The sequence below is a fragment of the Microbacterium testaceum genome, from assembly GCF_001476655.1.
GTDB lineage: Bacteria > Actinomycetota > Actinomycetes > Actinomycetales > Microbacteriaceae > Microbacterium > Microbacterium testaceum_C.
On the sequence record NZ_LDRT01000134.1, the window covers coordinates 1 to 17,984 of the forward strand.

General features: G+C 71.0%; 15 protein-coding genes. 4 read left to right on the forward strand and 11 right to left on the reverse strand.

Going from position 1 to position 17,984, the window contains the following annotated elements; genetic code table 11:
- From NS220_RS15895 to NS220_RS15935, 10 genes are all read right to left on the reverse strand, one after another.
- Nucleotides 1–1,297: TRAFAC clade GTPase domain-containing protein (locus tag NS220_RS15895; RefSeq protein WP_058624997.1), on the reverse strand; the 1,297-nt coding region annotated here is incomplete at its 3' end.
- Nucleotides 1,298–1,300: 3 nt separating this feature from the next.
- Nucleotides 1,301–3,313, reverse strand: coding sequence for a GAP1-N2 domain-containing protein (locus NS220_RS15900; protein WP_058624998.1), 2,013 nt, complete (start codon nucleotides 3,311–3,313; stop codon nucleotides 1,301–1,303).
- Nucleotides 3,314–3,322: 9 nt separating this feature from the next.
- A complete protein-coding gene (locus NS220_RS15905; protein WP_058624999.1) occupies nucleotides 3,323–4,549 on the reverse strand; it encodes a TRAFAC clade GTPase domain-containing protein in 1,227 nt (408 codons plus the stop codon).
- Between the two features lie 2 nt (nucleotides 4,550–4,551).
- Nucleotides 4,552–7,260 (reverse strand): fibronectin type III domain-containing protein, encoded by a 2,709-nt coding sequence (locus NS220_RS15910; protein ID WP_058625000.1) that lies wholly within the window; start codon nucleotides 7,258–7,260, stop codon nucleotides 4,552–4,554.
- A 4-nt stretch (nucleotides 7,261–7,264) separates the two neighbouring features.
- A complete protein-coding gene (locus NS220_RS15915; protein WP_058625001.1) occupies nucleotides 7,265–8,863 on the reverse strand; it encodes an Hsp70 family protein in 1,599 nt (532 codons plus the stop codon).
- 31 nt (nucleotides 8,864–8,894) lie between these two features.
- Nucleotides 8,895–9,575 (reverse strand): nucleotide exchange factor GrpE, encoded by a 681-nt coding sequence (gene grpE, locus NS220_RS15920; protein ID WP_058625002.1) that lies wholly within the window; start codon nucleotides 9,573–9,575, stop codon nucleotides 8,895–8,897.
- 74 nt (nucleotides 9,576–9,649) lie between these two features.
- Nucleotides 9,650–9,826 (reverse strand): hypothetical protein, encoded by a 177-nt coding sequence (locus NS220_RS20245; RefSeq protein WP_193755396.1) that lies wholly within the window; start codon nucleotides 9,824–9,826, stop codon nucleotides 9,650–9,652.
- Nucleotides 9,827–9,915: 89 nt separating this feature from the next.
- Nucleotides 9,916–10,119 (reverse strand): hypothetical protein, encoded by a 204-nt coding sequence (locus tag NS220_RS15925; protein ID WP_058625003.1) that lies wholly within the window; start codon nucleotides 10,117–10,119, stop codon nucleotides 9,916–9,918.
- A 98-nt stretch (nucleotides 10,120–10,217) separates the two neighbouring features.
- Nucleotides 10,218–11,330 carry a sensor histidine kinase gene (locus NS220_RS15930; RefSeq protein ID WP_058625004.1) on the reverse strand — a complete coding sequence of 371 codons (1,113 nt, stop codon included), beginning with the start codon at nucleotides 11,328–11,330 and terminating at the stop codon, nucleotides 10,218–10,220.
- Nucleotides 11,327–12,004 (reverse strand): response regulator, encoded by a 678-nt coding sequence (locus NS220_RS15935; protein WP_058625005.1) that lies wholly within the window; start codon nucleotides 12,002–12,004, stop codon nucleotides 11,327–11,329. The genes NS220_RS15930 and NS220_RS15935 overlap by 4 nt, the downstream gene beginning before the upstream one ends.
- Nucleotides 12,005–12,153: 149 nt before the next feature.
- On the opposite strand from NS220_RS15935, the gene NS220_RS15940 reads away from it, so the two are divergent.
- From NS220_RS15940 to NS220_RS15955, 4 genes are all read left to right on the forward strand, one after another.
- Nucleotides 12,154–12,660 carry a hypothetical protein gene (locus NS220_RS15940; protein ID WP_058625006.1) on the forward strand — a complete coding sequence of 169 codons (507 nt, stop codon included), beginning with the start codon at nucleotides 12,154–12,156 and terminating at the stop codon, nucleotides 12,658–12,660.
- Nucleotides 12,661–12,678: 18 nt separating this feature from the next.
- Complete coding sequence (locus NS220_RS15945; RefSeq protein WP_153004332.1) at nucleotides 12,679–13,923, forward strand: cation:proton antiporter domain-containing protein; 1,245 nt, start codon at nucleotides 12,679–12,681, stop codon at nucleotides 13,921–13,923.
- A gap of 95 nt (nucleotides 13,924–14,018) precedes the next feature.
- On the forward strand, nucleotides 14,019–16,559 hold the full coding sequence (locus tag NS220_RS15950) for a bifunctional lysylphosphatidylglycerol flippase/synthetase MprF (RefSeq protein ID WP_058625007.1): 2,541 nt from the start codon (nucleotides 14,019–14,021) through the stop codon (nucleotides 16,557–16,559).
- Between the two features lie 268 nt (nucleotides 16,560–16,827).
- A complete protein-coding gene (locus tag NS220_RS15955; RefSeq protein ID WP_058625008.1) occupies nucleotides 16,828–17,544 on the forward strand; it encodes a GNAT family N-acetyltransferase in 717 nt (238 codons plus the stop codon).
- A 45-nt stretch (nucleotides 17,545–17,589) separates the two neighbouring features.
- Here the strand turns inward: NS220_RS15955 and NS220_RS15960 are convergent.
- The coding region (locus tag NS220_RS15960; RefSeq protein WP_153004333.1) for a L,D-transpeptidase at nucleotides 17,590–17,984 on the reverse strand (395 nt) is incomplete at its 5' end.

A 17,984-nucleotide genomic window follows, 5' to 3' on the forward strand; every position in this document is an offset into this window, starting at 1 on the left:
CGGCACGGTGCCCGTCGCCCTGGGCGACGGGCACCGTGCCGGCGAGCGGACTGCGCTCGTACTGCTCGCGCACCTCGTCGATGGAGAGCGGGTCGAGGACGAACACGAGCGAGTGGGAGATGTCGAGATACCCGAGCGACTGCGTGCCCTGGGTGTCGACGAAGCTCTCGCCCGCGGCATCCATCATCTGCAGCTCCAGCGCGGAGCCGGACCTGTCGAGGACGTAGGCCAGGCCCTCGGGGCGGTCCTGCCGCTGGGTCTTCAGAGGAGGACGACCGGCCGCGGAATCGGCGACGGCCGTCGCGAGGAAGGTGGCCGACACGTCGGTGAGTGCGGTCACCTCGAGGGGGTCGGAAGCGTCGGCGCTCTTCGTGTGGAGCGCGTCCGCGATCGACGCGAGCAGTTGCGTCTTCCCGGAGCCGACCGAGCCGAACACCGGCAGGGCGACCACGCGACGACTTCCCGTGCCCGAGGGGAGCTCGGCGTCGCAGACGGGACAGATCGCGGTGAGGGAGCGGGAGGCGGCGGCCACGGTGAGCGGGATCACGGCCTCGCAGTGGCAGACGCGGGTCCGAATTCCGAGGGGTCCGGGCGACACATCGCGATGGATCTCGCCGCACTGCGGGTTCGGGCAGCGGAAGCTCGGCATCTCGGACTGGCGGTAGCACCGCGTGCAGCGCGCGCCGAGGTGGTTCCGGCGGGTCTCGCGTTTCTCACGCATCGAGAGGAACCACGTCGTGAGGCGCTGCGAGGTGGAGACCACGCCGCGGAACACCGTCGTGATCACCATCCACAGCCCCGTCGCGGCCCACATGCCCGCGACGAGACCGACCATCGGAATCCCGAAGACGATCGCCCACACGAGGTGGCGCACGAGAGCGAAGTACCACGCCCGAGGGGTGGGCAGGAAGGTCTGCGTCCGCGCCATCGCGGCCAGCGGCGCCCGCGCGCCGGCGAGCACCGCGCGTTGATCGAGACGCAGCTGGTACGGCACGTAAAGCGGCCACGCGTGGTCCCAGTCGAAGTGAGCGGACCGTCGCTTCGGTGCCGCACCGAGGACGTTCCCGTTACGGACTTCGTCGGGGGTCGCGATGCGGACGCCCACACGCGACGACGACCGCAGGATGCGGATCGGCGAGATCGTGCCCCACACCAGGCCGACGGCGAAGGCCACCGCGGCCATGAGGACGACGTAGCCGAGCAGGAATCCGATGACCCGGATGGCCGCGACGATCACGATCCACCCGACCAGGACCACGACGACGAGAAGGATGCCGAACAGGATGACGTAGTGCATGGCTCAGTCGTTCTTTCTCTCAGGAGGAGCGGAGCGGTCCTTCTTCCACCTCAAGCGATCGAGGGGGGAGGGGATCTGCGCGATGAGCTCGCCGAGAGCGCCCGAGGCGGCGCGGAAATCGGCATCGCCCGGCCGAGCCGCGACGACGGCGTCGACGAGGTCGCGCCAGGCCTGCACGTCCTTGGCGCGGGCCCGCTTCGGGTCCTGATCGAGAACGGGCCGCAGGTGACCGACGAGGTACGTGCGCAGGTCGGGGTCCATCCCCGCGTTCGCGATCCAGGCTTCCCACACATCGCCGTTCGCGGGCAGGCGCGTGTCCAGGACGCCCAGCTCCCACGTCGCGGGAGAGAGGGGAGGGCGCTGCGCGCCGATGGCGCGTGCGCGCCGGGCGAGGGGGACGCGGGCGATCCGCGCCGCGTCGATCCACGGCTCCAGGGGGTCGCCGGACACGGACAGGTAGTCCCATTCGCCCGCAGCGAGCTGCCTCAGCACGCGGTCGCGGTCCCGCGCGCTCGGTGTCGTCCGCGCCGTCGACGCCGCCACCTCGACGAGCCGTGCACGCACGTCATCGCGAATCCCGTCGCCGAAGACCCAGCGCGCGGATGGCCGGGCGAATTCGGGATGCCGAAGGGTATGGCTGACGACCCGCTCGCGCACCGACGCGAGATCGTGGGCGGCGAGCTCGGGGGCGAGGGGAAGGGCGAGGGACAGCAGCTCGTCGAGCATGTCGAACGGGGCACCGCGGATGATGTCGGCGAGGTAGGCCGCGAGCTGTTCGCGATCGGCATCCGCGGGCCACTCCCAGGTGCCCGCGGCGCCTGCCTCGGCGACCCAGGCCGCGGTGTGCGCCGCCGGGTTCTTCGCCAGGCTCTCCAGAGTCGCGTTGAGGATCGTCGTCGCCAGCCCCGGAACATCGAGGGTCGAGGTGAATCGCACCGCACGGGCGGCCCGCACGAAGTCGTCCTCGCTGCTGAGCTCGTAACCGGCGACCGCGTCGCCCAGCTCGTCGACGTAGAGGGCGAGATCGCCGATCAGGTCGTTCTCGGCCAGGCCCTGGATGACGGCGATGCCGAGGTTCCACTCCTCCCGACCGATCGGGACGTCACGCATGCCGGTGACCATCTCGGCACCGGCCGCCCCGATCTCGACGCCGAGGCGCGGCATCCATTTCTGGGCGACACCGATCACGCCCAGGGCGTCGAGTGTGTCGAGGTCGCGAACCCAGCCGACGACACGGCGGGACGCCTCGGTGACCTCGATCGGCGAGACCTCCCGACGCAGCAGGTCGATGGTGTGCGCTCCGGTCAGCGGCGCCCCCTGCTGGAGCGCCGGGTGCACCCCCACCAGCGGGGCCCGTGTCTGGAAGGGCTCCGTCGCGAACGCGCGGTACTCCATGTCGAGTGCGCTCTGCTCGTCCAGGAGCAGCGTCCCCAGGGCGAACCAGCGCAGGACCGTCTCGAGGTCGTCGTGCACGATCATGACCTTGCGCGCGGTCGGGCCCGACGCGTCGGCGAGCATGCTCAGGTAGGCGGGGAGCGTCTGCCAGACCCAGGGGTCGTCCTGGGCCCAGCGCAGGATCGCCTCGGTGTCGAAGTCGTCGGTGATCTGCAGCGGCGCGAACCACGGCTCGGCGACGCGGGTGGGGGCTCTGCGGACATCCCACATCGTGGCCGCGTGGATCTGGGCGGGTCGATGAGGGAGGATGTCGTCTCTCTCCCCCGTGACGACGGCCTGCGTGAGCTGATTCCCGCGGCGCCCGTTGTGCGTCTGGCCGATCGACGCCCCGCGGGAGAAGTACAGACGGTCGTCTCGCCGGACGTAGGCCGAGGTCGGAGGGTGGTCCTCCTCCGCCGCGTCCGCCGGCCACCGGTTGCTCACCTGATGAAGAAGGAGCTCGCGGATGTTGCGCTGGTCCCGCGCGTCGAGGCCCGGTGACACCGCCTGGAAGTTGAACCCGTCGGCACCATCGATCGCCTCTTCGCGCGTGACGTCGGTGAAGATCGCCGTTTCGAACATCGCTGTGCCCTACGCCTTGTTCTTCGGGATGAATCCGCGGTCGGCCATGAGCCACAGAAGGGGATCGGCCACTCGATGCGGGAGGAGTCCGCGCGCGTTGACCGTGCCGGAGCGGTACTCGGGTTCCGCACCGAGCGCCGAGACGCCGAACAGCCGGTACGTGGTGTACTCCTGCTCGAGTTTGCGGAGGAGCCCGTCCCCACCCCATCGGGTGATCATCGAGGCGACGTGGTCGTGGATGGTCCGCGACTCCACCTCGTCGAACACCGCCTCCGCGCTGCCCTGCTGCCGGAGGGGGTGGTGCGGCGGGACCTGGTCGAAGAAGGCGTCGATCTTCGAGATCACCACGGCCAGCGGCGTCTTGATCTTCTTGTTGCGAGCGAGGGTGTGTCCCAGCACGTACGTGATGCCGTCCAGCGCCGTCTCGGGGGTGTCCGCCCCGTCGCCCGTACCCGCTCCGCGCTCGGCGGCGCGCTCGAGGTTCTCGGGGAAGGCGAACGGGTCCAGCAAGAGGATCACGCCCGACGACTGGCCGAGATACTGCTGCTTCATCGCTTCGTCTTGACGCGAGATGTCCTCTCCCGCGCTGTCGTAGAACGAGAAGATCGTCGCGGCCGACTTGCCCTTGACGGTGTACTTCCATTCGTAGACCGCGGGCTGCTTCTTCTGGCCGCCGGTCGCGGCCGTCTGCGGGGGGAGGTGGCCGCCGTCACGCGTCATCTCCGCCTCGAACTGTGCGAGGTCGCGCGCGAGACCGCTCGTGCCGCCCGGGGTGTCGATCGAGGCGTTGAAGCGCCGCGCCACGGTGCGCACGAGCTCCTTGTGCATGACCGACAACAGCACCGTCTTGCCCGAGTTGCGCACGCCCACGAGACCGAAGAGCGGAGAGCTGTTGTCGAGGCTCCGCGGGAGCACGCTGTGGCAGGACGGGCACATCCGGATGCTGCTCTCGCCCCCGCACTGACCGCACGTCGCCGACGACCGCGCCGTGACGTCCTCGTACTCGTTGTTCTCGTCGACGGGGCGGGTGCCGTCCGGCTTGATGACGACGATGGCGGGCATGACGGGTGTGGCGTCTTGGAAGGTCCGGTACAGCTTCGGATCGGTCTGGGCCTCGCACACGGGACGCCCGGGGATGCCGCGACCCGCGCAGCGGAAAGCGACCTTGGCCACATTCAGGGTCTGGTAGCAGTACGGGCAGGCGGTGCTCTTCGGAGCGAACAGGGAAGCGAGCATCGTCAGCCCTTCATTTCGGAGGTCGGAGGCGGGATGAGTTCGACGGCATCGTCGAGGGGGAAAAGACATACCCAGAAGGGGGAGCCGCGTTTGCCGAGTTCGACCTGATGCGTGACGGGCTCGTCACCGGCGAAGGCGCACTCCAGCTGGGCGACGCGCTCCCCGTCGTCGAGGCCGAACGGCATGACGGCGCCCTGTTTCACGACGACGGCGGCGGTGATCGTTCCGCCCGGCCGCGAGCTGTGCACCTCGACGTGGGCGGTCGTCTTGCCCAGCAGGCTCTTGCGCAGCCGGACGGAGTAGCGCGCCGCGGGCGTGGAGTCCGTCGAACCGACGTCGACCGCCACCGGCTCGGAGACCCACTCCTCGTCGTCGATGCGCACGACCGGGGCGATGGTGAGACCGCTGATCTGCGCAGCGTTGCCGAGCTTCGCGCCGCCCTCCGACCGGTAGCGGGCACGGGTGAAGCGGCGTGACCGCGCCTGACCGCCCTCGCGCCAGGAGAGCTCGACCAGGCCGTCCCCTTCGGGCCAGTCCCACGACACGCGCAGATCGGCGCCGAACCGTTCGGCGGTGACCTGGGTCGGAAGGGGGGCGCGGCCGGCGATGACGGACCGCCCGACGACGGCGCGCGCGTCCGTCACCGTCACGGGAATCACCCTGGTGATGTCGGACGGCGTCGCGAAGCGCGCCTCACCGTCCGCGCTCCCGGGCAGAAGCGGCACGCGCGTCCCACCCAGCCGGGGCAACTCGGCGAGGTCGACGAGCGTCCCCTCGGCGAGCTCCGTTGCGCGCGGGAACGACCACAGGTCGACGACGAATCCGGGGACGCGGCTCCACGCCGCGACGAGGAGAGCGCCGTCGCTGCCGGCCGAGGGCTGGACGATCATGTCCCGGACCGCCGTCGCCACCCCACGCGGCACGACGCTGATCGACGCGGGAGTGCTGAGCTCGCGTCCCGAGGCCAGCAGGTAGACGGCCTGCACGGTGAACCGGTAGGTCGCCCCCGGGACAAGACCGCTCGCGCCGAAGCTCGATCCGTGCGACACCTCCGTGACCGTGCGGGATCCGTCCGCATCGATGCGGGTGACGACCGCCGAGGACGCGCCCGGAGGCGTCGCCCAGCTGAGGTGCGCGGCGGTGGGATCGGTTCGGGCGGTGAGGTCCCCCGGCTCGGGGAGGAGCGTCAGGGTGACCGCCGCGGCATCGGAGTACACCCGGCCGTCCCGGGTGGCGAACACGGCGTAGGTGAACGTCTCGCCGTTGCTCACCTCCGCATCGCGCGTCGAGGGGTCGGTGGTGCGGGCGACGACCACGTGGCCGTCCGTCGGCGTGGCCGGCACACGTCCGTTCCGTCGCACCACCGCATACGCCACGCCGTCGTCCGAGCTGGGTGCCCAGGTCAGCTCGACACCGGCGGCCGTCGCCACGCCGCGGAAGGAGTGCGGGACCTCGGGGGGCAGCGCCTCGCGCAACCCGGCCAGAGCGGGATCCGATTCGTCCAGCGTCAACGCGTCCTGCACCGCCCGCAGGGCCGTCGCGAAGTCACGGCCGGCGAGTGCGCTCCGGTACTCCTCGATCGCGATCCGCTTCCGGTCCTTCAGGTGCGCCACCTGCGCGACAAGCGCCTCGTGCTCGCGTCGATGGTCGTCTTCGCCGGGATCGACGGAGGCGAGTGTGCGCTCGGCCTCCGACAGTTGTGCCCGCCGGATGAGGTCGCGGACCTCGTCGAGCCCGACGGAGGGGGGAGCGGCCTGGGCGGACCTCGCGAGCGCAGAGACGAGGCGCGAGGCGTCGCCGTCCCGGATGCCGCTCGCCACGAGCTCGTCACGGATCGCGAGGTGGGGCTTCCCCCGGCTCAGCTGCACGGAGACGCTCTCGGCGAGAGTGCTCAACACCGTCTCGTGCAGCACCGACGGGTCTTTCGTGCAGGCGTCGATGAGAGCACCGAGGAACTTCTGCGCGTCCTGCAGGGCATCGGTGTCCTGCCCCTGCTCGCTCTTGCGCCGCGCGCGGGAGACCTCGTCGGCGGTGAGGTCGGATCCGGCGACGGCGAGAGTGTCGAGCACGTCGACGTCGCGGACGTCCTCGGGACGGTGCAGCAGGATGACGTCCAGCACCGTGCGGTACGCGGCGTGCTTGCGCAGCTGCTGCCAGATCGGGCGGAGCGCCGCGGGCACCGCCCCGGGAAGAGTCGGCGGCTCGAACACCCCGAGCCCCTCGTTCTGCGCCACCGCGACGAGACTCGCCTCGGTGACCCCGGTGATACCGAGGGTCGAGAGACGGCTCGTCAGATCGGCGATCGTCACCACGCCCAACGGGTACTCCGCGCGCAGCTGCCGGATGCCGCCCTCGAGGCGCTCGATCACCAGATCCGCGCGGCGCGCGGCGAGCCGGCCCCAGAAGGCGGGATCCGTGACGTCCTCACCCTGGTTCTTCAGCGCGTGGAGCAGGTCCCGCAGCAACTTGGCGGCCGGGAGCGTCGCCGCCTTGTTGAGCGCGGGCACGATCCTGGCATCCCAGTCCGCGAGCTGAGCGGCCGTCGTCGGGTGATCGATGCCGAACAACGTGTTCAGGTCGAGCGCCGCGTAGGCGGTGCTCGACGGGTCCCGTTGCAGCGCCGCCATCACGTCGCGCAGCTGCTCGTAGTCCTCGCCGCGGGAGTGCTTCTTCAGGACGGCATCGCGGTACGCCCGGGCGTCGAACGCCATGTCGTCAGGACCGCGACAGGAGCGTGCTGACCTTCGCGGTCTCCTGCTCGACCTGCTCCTCGGTGAGGACGCTCACGGAGGCCTCGAGGTCGACCGATGCCCCGCTCGCGGGGTCGGTCGTGGTGACGGTGACCAGACCCTCGCCCGAGATGCGGATGGCGATCTCGATCGGCGACTGCCGGGGCATGGGCTTCGGCAAGGCGAGGACGGCGTCCTTGAGGAATCGGTTGTCGGCGAGGGCCTCGGACTCGCGCTCGCCGGCCTGCTCGTACAGGCCGAGCTCCACCGAGGTCTGTCCCTCGGACAGTGTCAGCGCCGTGATGGGCTCGGGCACCGCCGGAATCGCATCGTTCGAGTGCGCGAAGAAGCTGATGTACCCCTCGGCGTCGTTCTCGTCGCGGGCGAACTTGATGCCCACGGAGCGCGACAGGGCGTTCTTCACCGTGAGACTCGCGGACCCGCCGGGCAGGAACGGGCGCCCGGGCGCGTCGGCAGCCACGTCCACGGGTGCCGCCTCATCCCCGGTGCGGAGGACCTCATCGACGGCCGCCTGCCCGTAGATCGCCGCCCCCTTCGCGACGGCGAGATCGAACTCGGTGTCCTGCGCCTCCCAGCCGAGTTCGTTCTTCAGCGCGGCCTTGACCGCCGGCATCCGGGACGATCCCCCCACGAGCAGCACACGGTCGATGCTCAACTGCGGACGTTTGGTCGTTCCGAGCTCCACCGTCCGACGCGAGATCTCGATGGTCTGCGCGAGAAGGTGGCGGGTCGCTGCCTCGAACTCTTCACGGGTCACCTCGACCATGGCCTTGGTGCCGTCGAAGGAGAGACGGAGGGTGACGCTCTCGCGCCGCGACAGGGACTTCTTGGCGTCCTCGGCCTCCAGTCGGAGGTCGAGCATGAATTCCTCGTCGTAGCGGGGGTCCTCGTCGCCGAGGTCGGCCGCGGCGACGAACTTGCCGATGATGAGGTCGACGAGGGCATCGTCCCAGTCAGCGCCGCCGAGCTTGCGGTTCCCGTCCACGGCGATGACCTCGACGGCCCCCTCACGGGTCTCCATGATCGTCGTATCGAAGGTTCCGCCGCCGAGGTCGTACACCATGATCGTCTCGGCCTGGTCGCTGCGGGCGCCGATCGACAGCGCGGCGGCGACGGGCTCGGTCACGATCCCGACCACGTCGAGACCCGCGATCACCCCGGCCTGTCGCGTCGACTCGCGCTCCTGGACGCCGAAGTAGGCGGGAACCGTGATGACCACCTTGTCGATGACCGCGCCGGTGGTGTTGTTGGCGGCGTTGACGAGCTCCTTGAGGATGATCGCCGAGATCGCCTCGGGCGAGTACGTCTCGCCCCGGAACTCCTGGGGGTACTCGGTCCCCATGTGGCGCTTGACGAGGAGGCACGCGCTGTCGGGGTCGGAGAGCGCCGTCCGCTTGGCCTCGGCCCCCACGATCACGGAACCGGGCCCTTCGAAGTACACGACCGACGGGGTCGTGGAGTCTCCCTCGAAGTTGGGCACGACCTCGGCCGCGCCGAGGTCGCTGATGCGCGCGATCGCGGAGTACGTCGTGCCGAGGTCGATGCCGTAGACGGAGTCGTTCATGATGCTCTTTCGTGGGTGAGGGCGGCGGGTGTCAGTCGGCGGAGAGGGGGTTATGCCGGTAGGCGATGACGCGCGCGGGAAGGAGGGTCCGCCCCGCACCCGCGTAGGTGAAGCCCTGCCTCTGAACGCGTTGGATGGTGCCGTCGAGGGCGACATCGTCCGTGGGCTTGCTGCCGACCGCGAAGTGCACCCGTGCGTCCAGCGGCGCGCCGACGGCGGCGTCGACGGAGACGATGTCGTAGAGGCCGAGAAGGCCTTCGATCGCGGTCGCGAAGTAGTCGAAATCGTCTGCCGCGTCGTCCGCGGTGCCGCGATGGGTCGACACCATCTCTCGCGACTGGGAGTGCAAGCTCGCGAGGCGTTCGAACACCGGCTTCAGCAGCGCGCGCACCTGGTCGTCCTGCAGGCTCTCGACCCTGCTCTGCAGCTTGCGGTTGGCCTCTTCGCTCGCGCGGAGGCGCTCGTTCAGCCGGTCGAGCGCGGCGAGGATGAGCGGCAGGTCCGCCGGCGCGTCAGCGTCCTCCGCCCGCTCGGCTTCGCCGGTGCGGTCGGTGCCGTCGGTCGGGTCAGCGACATCGGTGGGGTCGGCGGCGTCGGGCGAGGCGAGATCGTCCGCGGAGACGGCGACCTCGGCGTCCGAGGCCTCCGTCGGCTCGGGGCCGCTGCTGTCTTCCGACGCGGCGGTGTCGATGAGCGTCTCGGGTTCGTCCATCTGCGGCGTCTCCTCTCTGGCGGGACGGGAAGGTTCCGGGGTGCGTGGATCGCACGGGGTGTGGGGGCGCACCGTCAGCCCTGCGCGGCGAAGAAATACAGCAACGCGGACAGTCCGAACAGGACGAAACCCGCCACGAATCGAGCGGGTCTCTTCGCGACGAATCGCTTCGGGGTGAACAGGGCGACGAAGAGGGTGATGCCTCCGACGGCCGCGAAGACCGCCGCGAGAACGGTGAGTAACTGGTCCATGGCTTCGGAAACGTATCGAAGGCGCGGCCGCGGATTCCGGCCGAACGGGCTGTTCGGGAAAGTCCGAACAACTCCGAACAGGCGTCGGCTCAGCTCTCGCGGACGACCGCGGTCAGCTCGGGCAGCAGGTCGCGCGCGAGAAAGCCGATACCGACGCGGTCGGTGAGCCCCCCGCCCGCGCGCGTGGCATCCGGATCGTCGAAACCCGGCCCGAGGACCGCATCCACGGACTCGACCGCGGAGCGCAGGTGCTCGTCGCCCTGCCGGACGAGCAGGAGTGGGGAGACCGTCATGGCGTCACGGCGGGTCGGTGTCGCCGAGTCGCGTGCGGGCGTTGACAGAACGGATCGGCGCCCTGTCCGCGAACGCCCCCGAGACCCGCGACGGCGGCTCAGGGACGCGCGCGCCCCGAGAGCGGCAGCCGCAGTTCGATCTCGTAGGAGCCGTCGTCTCCGGGGCGGGAACGGAACGAACCCCCGAGGAGGTGGGCGCGCTCGGAGAGGCCGCGGTGCCCGAGTCTCGCCGTGGCGGCCTGCGGGGCCACGGGTTCGGTCGGGGCGGTGTTGCTCACCCGCAACAGGATCGCGGTGCCCGCCTCGACCTCCGCCGTCACGGTCACCCGAGCGCCGGGCGCGTGCTTGCGCACGTTCGTCAGCCCCTCCTGCACGGTGCGGTACACGGCGCGCTGGATCGCCTGCGGCAGACCGGTCGGCAGATCGATGCCCGCGGTGACGTCGAGATCCTCCGTGGCGAGCAACTCCCCGAGGTGCTCGAGGGTCGGCTGCGGGGTCAGCGGCGCCGCCTCCGGGCCGTCCGCCCGCAGCACGAGGAGCATCTGTCGCAGCTCGGTGAGGGTGGTGGCGGCGAGCGTGCGGATCGTGTCGGCCGTGTCGACGACCTCGGGGTCCTCCGAGCGAACCATCAGGGCGCCGGCCTGGACCGTGATGAGGCTCACCTGGTGCGACACCACGTCGTGCATCTCGCGAGCGAGGTGCGCGCGTTCCTCCGCGACCGCTTCGCGTGCGGCGAGGCGTGTCTCCTCCTCGCGGGCGCGCTCGAGGTCGACCAGGCTCGCGGCCAAGCGCGTCTGACTCCGGCGAAGGCGCCCGATCGCCACGGCACCGCCCGAGGTCATCGTCCCGTAGACGATCGCGAGCACGAGATCGTTGATCGACTCGATCGAATCCCACGAGAGGGTGAGACCGAGGAAGGTCACCGCGGAGGCGACCACCAGCGCCGTCGTGGAAGACACCCGCGTCGCGACGGTCGCGAGCGCGATCACCGAGGCGATCGGGCCGCCCGTCAGGAAAAGCGCGGGCAACGCGAGCGCGACGGCCACCAGAGGGAAGCGTCGGCGCAGAAGCAGTCCCGCCGCCCCCACCAGGGTGAGGATCAGCTCGGTCACCCCCGAGGTGTAGAGGCCGAGGACCCCGTCGAGCGCAGCAACGGCGACGAGGCCGAGATCGACGAGGATCGCGCGGTGCCTGACCGCCCACTCCCTCATCGCGTGCCTTCGGCATCGCGCAGCAGGCCCGCGCGCTCCGCGATCAGCGCGGCGGAGACGCGTCCTTCGACGCCGAGCTTGCTGAGGATCGTGCTGATGTGCGCCTTGACGGTTGCGGGGCTGAGGAACACCTCGGCCCCGATCTGCGCGTTGGACAACCCGCGCCCCAGGTGCACGAGGATCTCCTTCTCGCGCTCGGTGAGCCCCGCGACGAGGCGCGTGTCCCCGCCCGTCTCGGGACGCAGGTAACCGGCGACGACCGCGCGGCTCACGGTCGGCGAGAAGACGACGCCGCCCCCGTGCAGCGTCCGCACGAGCTGCGGGAGCTGGCGCGGGTCGGTGTCCTTGACGAGGAACCCGGCCGCCCCGCCGTCCAGGGCCGCGGCGATGTGGTCGTCGGAATCGAAGGTGGTCAGGATCGCGACCGTCATGTCCCACCCCCGGGCGCGGATCTCGCGCAACACGGACAAGCCATCGCGTCCCGGCATCCGGATGTCGAGGAGGACGACGTCGGGGCGGGCCGCCTCGAGCACGTCGATCGCCCCCACCCCGTCGGCGGTGGCCACGACGTCGATGTCGGTCGCGGCGTTGAGGATGTAGGAGAACCCGGTTCGGATCAGGGCCTCGTCGTCGATGACGACGACGCGGATCGGGGAGGCGACGGTGGGGGCCATGCGCCCAGATTAGGGACCGCGGACGACGTGCGAGGCGCGTTCGGCCACGGACTACCCGAACGGACGGGAGCGTAGCCGGTCGGCCGGTGACGGGCGCGCGCTCGCGGACCGAGGGTGGAAGAGTCCGCACCCGAACCCCGAGGACCCGCATGTATCCCGCCGAACCGCTCCCCACTCCCCGACGCGCCCGCCGCAACCTGATCGTCGGCGGCATCGCCCTCGCCGTCGCGGCGGTCCTCTTCGTGACCGCGGTGCCGCTCGGCATCCGGGGGCGAGGGGTCGCGCACCTGGAGGTCGTGGCAGAGCCTCCGGCCCACGCGGTCTCGACCGACGGGGACGAGCCGACCGGTCCCATCGAGCTGCGCACGGCGCCGGTGGCCCGCACGACCAGTTCGACCACGGCGACGGTCGAGCTCGTCGGCGAGTCCGCTCCCCGCGCGCGGCTCGTCGCCTTCCGCGACGGCACGCGGGTGGGCGCGGGCGAGCGCATCGAGCTGGACCAGCACGACGCCGCGCGGGGCGTGGACGTCCTCGTCGAACCCCGCGAGGGCGCGGCGGACGACGAGTGGGACGGCTCCGTCACCGTGCGCCTGACCGTCTCGCAGGGATTCCTGCCCGACACCGACGAGATCGACCTCACGCTCCCGTCGAGCTGATCCGTCTGGAGCCCTCCCGTGCCTGTCCCCCTCCTCGTCGTCGGCCTCGCGCTGCTCATCTGGGCGCTGTGGAGTCGCGTGTTCCGCAAAGCCACCGTGAACGGGCCCATCGTCATGACGGGTCTCGGGCTGCTCGGCGGTGCGCTGCTGCCGATCCCGGCCGAGGTCTTCCTCGAGTCCAAGGCGACGCTGTTCTTCGCGGAGATCGTCCTCGCCTATCTGCTCTTCGTGGATGCCCTCGAGGTGCGCGGATCGATGCGCTCGCACTTCACCGGCGTCCCGGCCCGCCTGCTCGGCATCGGTCTGCCGCTGTCGTTGATCCTCGTGCTCGCGGTCGGGCTCGTGCTCCCCCTCGGGCTGTCGATCGCCGTGATCCTCGCGATCGCCTGCATCTCGGTTCCCGCCGACTTCTCCCCCGAGACGTCTCTGGTGCGCGACGAACGCGTCCCCGCCCGCGTACGCCGCTGGCTGAGCATCGAGAGCGGCTACAACGACGGCCTCGTCTCGCCGTTCCTCCTCGGCGCGGTCGCCTTCGCCTCCGCCGGGACCACCTCGGACGCCGGCCGCGCTTTCGCGGTCGCCGCTCCGGCCGGTCTCATCGCCGTCGTCGTCGGCGCCCTCGCGGGAACGGGGATCGGCGGGGCGATCCGCTTCGCCGACCGCCGCGGATGGACGGAGCCGCAGAGCATGCGCATCGCCTTCATCGCCGCGCCGCTGATCGTCTTCGGTCTCGCGCTCCTCCTGCAGGGCAACGGCTTCGTCGCCGTGTTCGTCGCCGGCGTGGCCGTGCGCCTCACGCGCGGGACCGATGCGCTCGCGACCGCTGAGATCGCCCTGCTCGACGACCTCTCGTGGCTGCTGAACCTGCTGCTCTGGCTGGCCTTCGGGTTCGCCTCGATCGTCCTGCTCAGTGCGACGTACGACTGGTGGCCCGCGATCGTCCTCGCCCTCGTGGCGCTCACCGTGGGGCGGTTCCTGCCCGTGCTCCTCTCGCTCGTCGGTACCGAGGCGACCCCGAAGGAACGACTGTTCGTGGCCGCGATGGGGCCACGGGGCGCGGCATCCATCGTCTTCGGGCTCATCGCCGCCAACGCGCTGCCCGGCGAGGAGGGATTCCTCGTGCTCGCCGCGACCTGCATGGTCGTGCTCGGGAGCGTGATCCTGCACGGCGTCGCGGGTCCGCTGCTCGTCCGGCGCCTGTGGCCGGCTCGCGCGCGGACTCCCCGACGCGATCGGGATCGGTCACGTCATCCGATCGGATGACGTACCGGTCCGAACGGCCGATGTGCCCGGACACCACGACGACAAGCATGGGAGAGGATGCCGGGCCCCTGGCATCCCCGTCAGACGGAGAGCCGATGTCCCAGGTGTCCACCTTGCCCGAGCGCGCCGCCGAGACCCCCGAGGCCTCGCGGGCGATGTCCGCGTCGCGTCCCCGCGGGGCCGCCGCGTTCCTTCGGCGTCGTCTCGGGACGGTGTCCGTCGCCGCCGCCGTGACGATCGTCAGCCTCGTGACCATGCGCGCCGATGTGGAACGCGTGGGAACGGGCCCGTTCGACCTCCGCGACATGCTCCTCGCCCTGCTGCGGGTCGACCACCCCACCACGTTGGCGGTGGTCCTCGCGGTGACCCTCGTGGTCTGCGGGTTCGCGGAGGGGGCGTTCGGCACCCGCCGACTGCTGATGACCTTCTTCGGCGGAGGCATCGTGGTCGGCGTCGTCGGGCTCGCCGTGGGCGTCTTCGAGGCGCAGGTGATCCCCGCGATCCCGCTGAACGACATGCCGGTCTCGGGTGCTCCCCCGATCGCCGGTCTCCTGACGGTCGCGATGGCCGCCAGCTGCTTCGCCTCGCCCCTCTGGCGTCGACGGATCCGGCTCGGCAGTGTCGTGTTCGCCCTCACCCTCTTCCTCTATGCCGCCTCGGCGAGCGACCTGTACACGCTCATCGCCCTGCCGGTCGGCGCGGGCGCCGGGCTGCTGCTGGGCGGGTCGAGCGCCCCCGGCGTGCTGCGCAGTTCCCTCCGGGAGAAGAGGGTGCTGCTGGCCGCGCTGACCGCGATCATCGCCGTCGGGCCGATCATCGCGACACTGTGGGGGTCGGGTGCCGGCCTCCTCTCGGTCTACGGCTGGCTGTCGTACGACCCCCTCGCGACGGTGAACGACGTCGTCTGCGCGATCGGCTCCGATGCCGCCCCCTGCCCCTCCCCCGTCACCGACTACGCCGAGCTCCAGCCGTGGGCGGGATGGATCGCGCTCCTGCCGCAACTGGTCCTGCTGATCGCGGCGTGGGGAATCCTGCGGGGGCGCCGCGGGGCGCTGCACCTCGCCGTCGTCGTCAACGTCCTGACCTTCGTCGCCATGGTCGGGCTGGTGGCGGTGAGCGAGATCGACACCCTCGAGCAGCTCGCCGACGCGCGCGCCGCCTTCGCCGTCGCCGACGCGTGGCAGACCGTGCTCAGCATGGTCGTCGGCGCGCTCCTGCCCCTGGCTGCGGCCGTCATCCTCCTGCGTTTCCGCTCAGCCGCCCAGATCCCGTCCGCACGCGCCGTGCGGAGACGTTTCGTGGCGACGATCGCCGGCGCGGCGGCCGCCTGCTCGGCCCTGGCCCTCGTCGGCATCCTGGCCTTCTCGGGGGGATTCCGCCCGTGGCCGGACCTGTCGACGCTGATCGCCTCGCTGCCCCTGCGGCTCGTCCCGCCGTCGCTGCTGCCCGCGGAGGCGCTCGCCTTCGTGCCGGTGACGGGCGCGGCGCAGGCCGCGTGGTACCTCCCGCCGCTGCTCTTCTGGATCGCGGTCGTGATCGCGACGGCGCGGTTCATCGCGGGGTCCCGCGCCGAGGCGGGCACCCCCGATCGCGAGCGCGCGCGCACCCTGCTCTCGACGGGATCGGGCGACACCCTCGGCCACATGGCCCTGTGGGAGGGGAACTCGTACTGGTTCTCACCAGACGTCCGAGCCGCCGTGGCGTACCGCGTGCGGGGAGGCTTCGCCGTGACCCTCGGCGGTCCGTTCGGCCCGGATCGCGACGCCGAGACGGTGGGGCGCGACTTCGTCGACTTCTGCGAACGGCACGGCTGGACCCCGGTGTTCTACAGCGTCGACGAGGCGGATCGGACGCGTCTCGAGCCGCTCGGATGGCCGCGCCTGCAAGTCGCCGAGGAGGCCTTCCTCGACCCGACGACCTGGACCCCCGCGGGAAAGAAACGCCAGGACGTGCGCACCGCGACCAACCGCGCGGAGCGAGAGGGTGTCACCGCGGAGTGGACCCGCTGGAGCGCGCTGTCGTTCCTCGAGCGCAGCGCGATCCGCGACATCTCCGAAGCGTGGGTGGCCGACAAGACCATCCCCGAGATGGGCTTCACCCTCGGCTCGACGGAGCAGATCGACGACACGTCCGTTCGCCTTCTGCTGGCCCGCGACGCGCACGGCCGCATCGTGGCTTTCACGAGCTGGATCCCGATCCACCGTGAGGGTGCCGTGGCCGGATACGCGCTGGACGTGATGCGCCGCCGCGACGAGGCGATGAACGGCGTGATGGAGTTCCTCATCGGCCGCGCCGTCGAACAGCTCCGCGCGGACGGGATGACGGTCATGAGCCTGTCGGGATCGCCGCTCGCCCGCCACTCGACGGTCGCCGAGCACGAGCGCAGCCCCCTGGACCGCGGCCTCGACACCCTGAGCGCCCTCCTCGAGCCGGCCTACGGTTTCCGATCGCTCGCGAACTTCAAGAAGAAGTTCCAACCGGACTTCTCGCCGATGTGGATGGTGTATCCGGATGCCACCCAGCTCCCGGCCATCGCGATCGCGCTGATCCGGTGCTACATCCCCGGGCTCACCCTGCGTCAGGCGGCGCAGTTGGGTGGGGCGTTGCGGCGCGCGCGGGAGGGCGCTGCGGTCTGAGCCGCACACCGTGGTGTGACGAGAACAGGGCCGCGACGGGGACAGGGCGATTCCGCCCAGATTCCCCTGTTTCGGAAGCACAGCCTGTTCTCGTCGCCGCGGCCTCAGGACCGGATGCCCCCCTCCCGCATGAGCTGACCTCGCCGCACGGGCGCCGACACGGAAACACGGCGTCACCCGACGTCACTCCCCGTCACATCGACAGTCCGTCGTTGCGCGCGGTGACCCCTGGTTTGCACGACGGCCGCGATCGGCGCAGAGTGTCTCGGTGACCACCGCTCCCGCCCTCGACACCCCGCACGCCGACGCCACCGTCCTCGACAACGCCGCCTGGTACTCGCTCGCGGGCCCGCACTCCTCGTTCGCGATCGGCGGCGACCTGGTGCGCCGCTATCCGGCCGACGTCGCTCCCTTCGTCGCCGTCCGCTCGTGGGACGACCCCGGCGTCTGGGACGCCCTGCGCGAGCTCGTCGGCCCCGGCGCCGAGGTGGGCCTGTCCGGCTACGAGGGTGAGGTCCCCGAGGGGTGGGAGTACCTCGGCGGCGGCGAGGGCGTCCAGCTCGTCGAGACCGACGCCCTGCAGACGCGCCCCTTCGACGAAGCGATCGAACTCGGCGCCGACGACGCACCCGAGATGGTCGCGATCGTCGAGCGCAATCAGCCCGGCCCGTTCCGGCCCCGCACGTACGAGCTCGGCCGGTACATCGGCATCCGTCGCGAGGGTCGACTCGTCGCCATGGCGGGCGAGCGACTGCATCCGACGGGGTGGACCGAGATCAGCGCCGTCGCCGTGGATGCCGATCACCGGCGCCAAGGCCTCGCCTCACGTCTGGTGCTCGACGTCGCCTTCCACATCCAGCAGCGCGGGGACCGCGCGATGATGCACGCGGCCGCGGCGAACGTGAACGCGATCGCGGCGTACGAGAAGCTCGGCTTCGCGTTGCGGCGGCGCAACCGCTTCGCCGCGGTACGCACGCCCGCCTGAGTCGAAGTCACCCGATGCGGACGGGGACATCACCACCGGCCGCGGTCAGGGACCGATCGTCAGGGGCGTTCCGAGAGGAAGGAGCCCCGCGAGTTCGGTGATGTCGTCGTTCGACATGCGGATGCAGCCGTGGCTGGCGGACTGACCGATGCTCCGCTCGTCGTCGGTGCCGTGCAGCCCGATCTGGCCCGGGCCGCCACCGAAACTCGTCAGCACCTCGGAGAACGCGGACACCCCGAAGGCGTACGGTCCGTAGCCCTCGTTCGTCGGCTCGATGAGCTCGGTGAGGAAGAACGAGCCGTGGGGCGTGGGCGTCCCGCCCGTGCCCGTGGCCACGGGGTACGTCTTCACCTGCTGCCCGTTCTCACGGAGCGTCAGAGTGTTCTGGCCGGTCGAGACCTCCAGGCTATACACGAGTGCGTGAAGGGCGACGTCGCCCT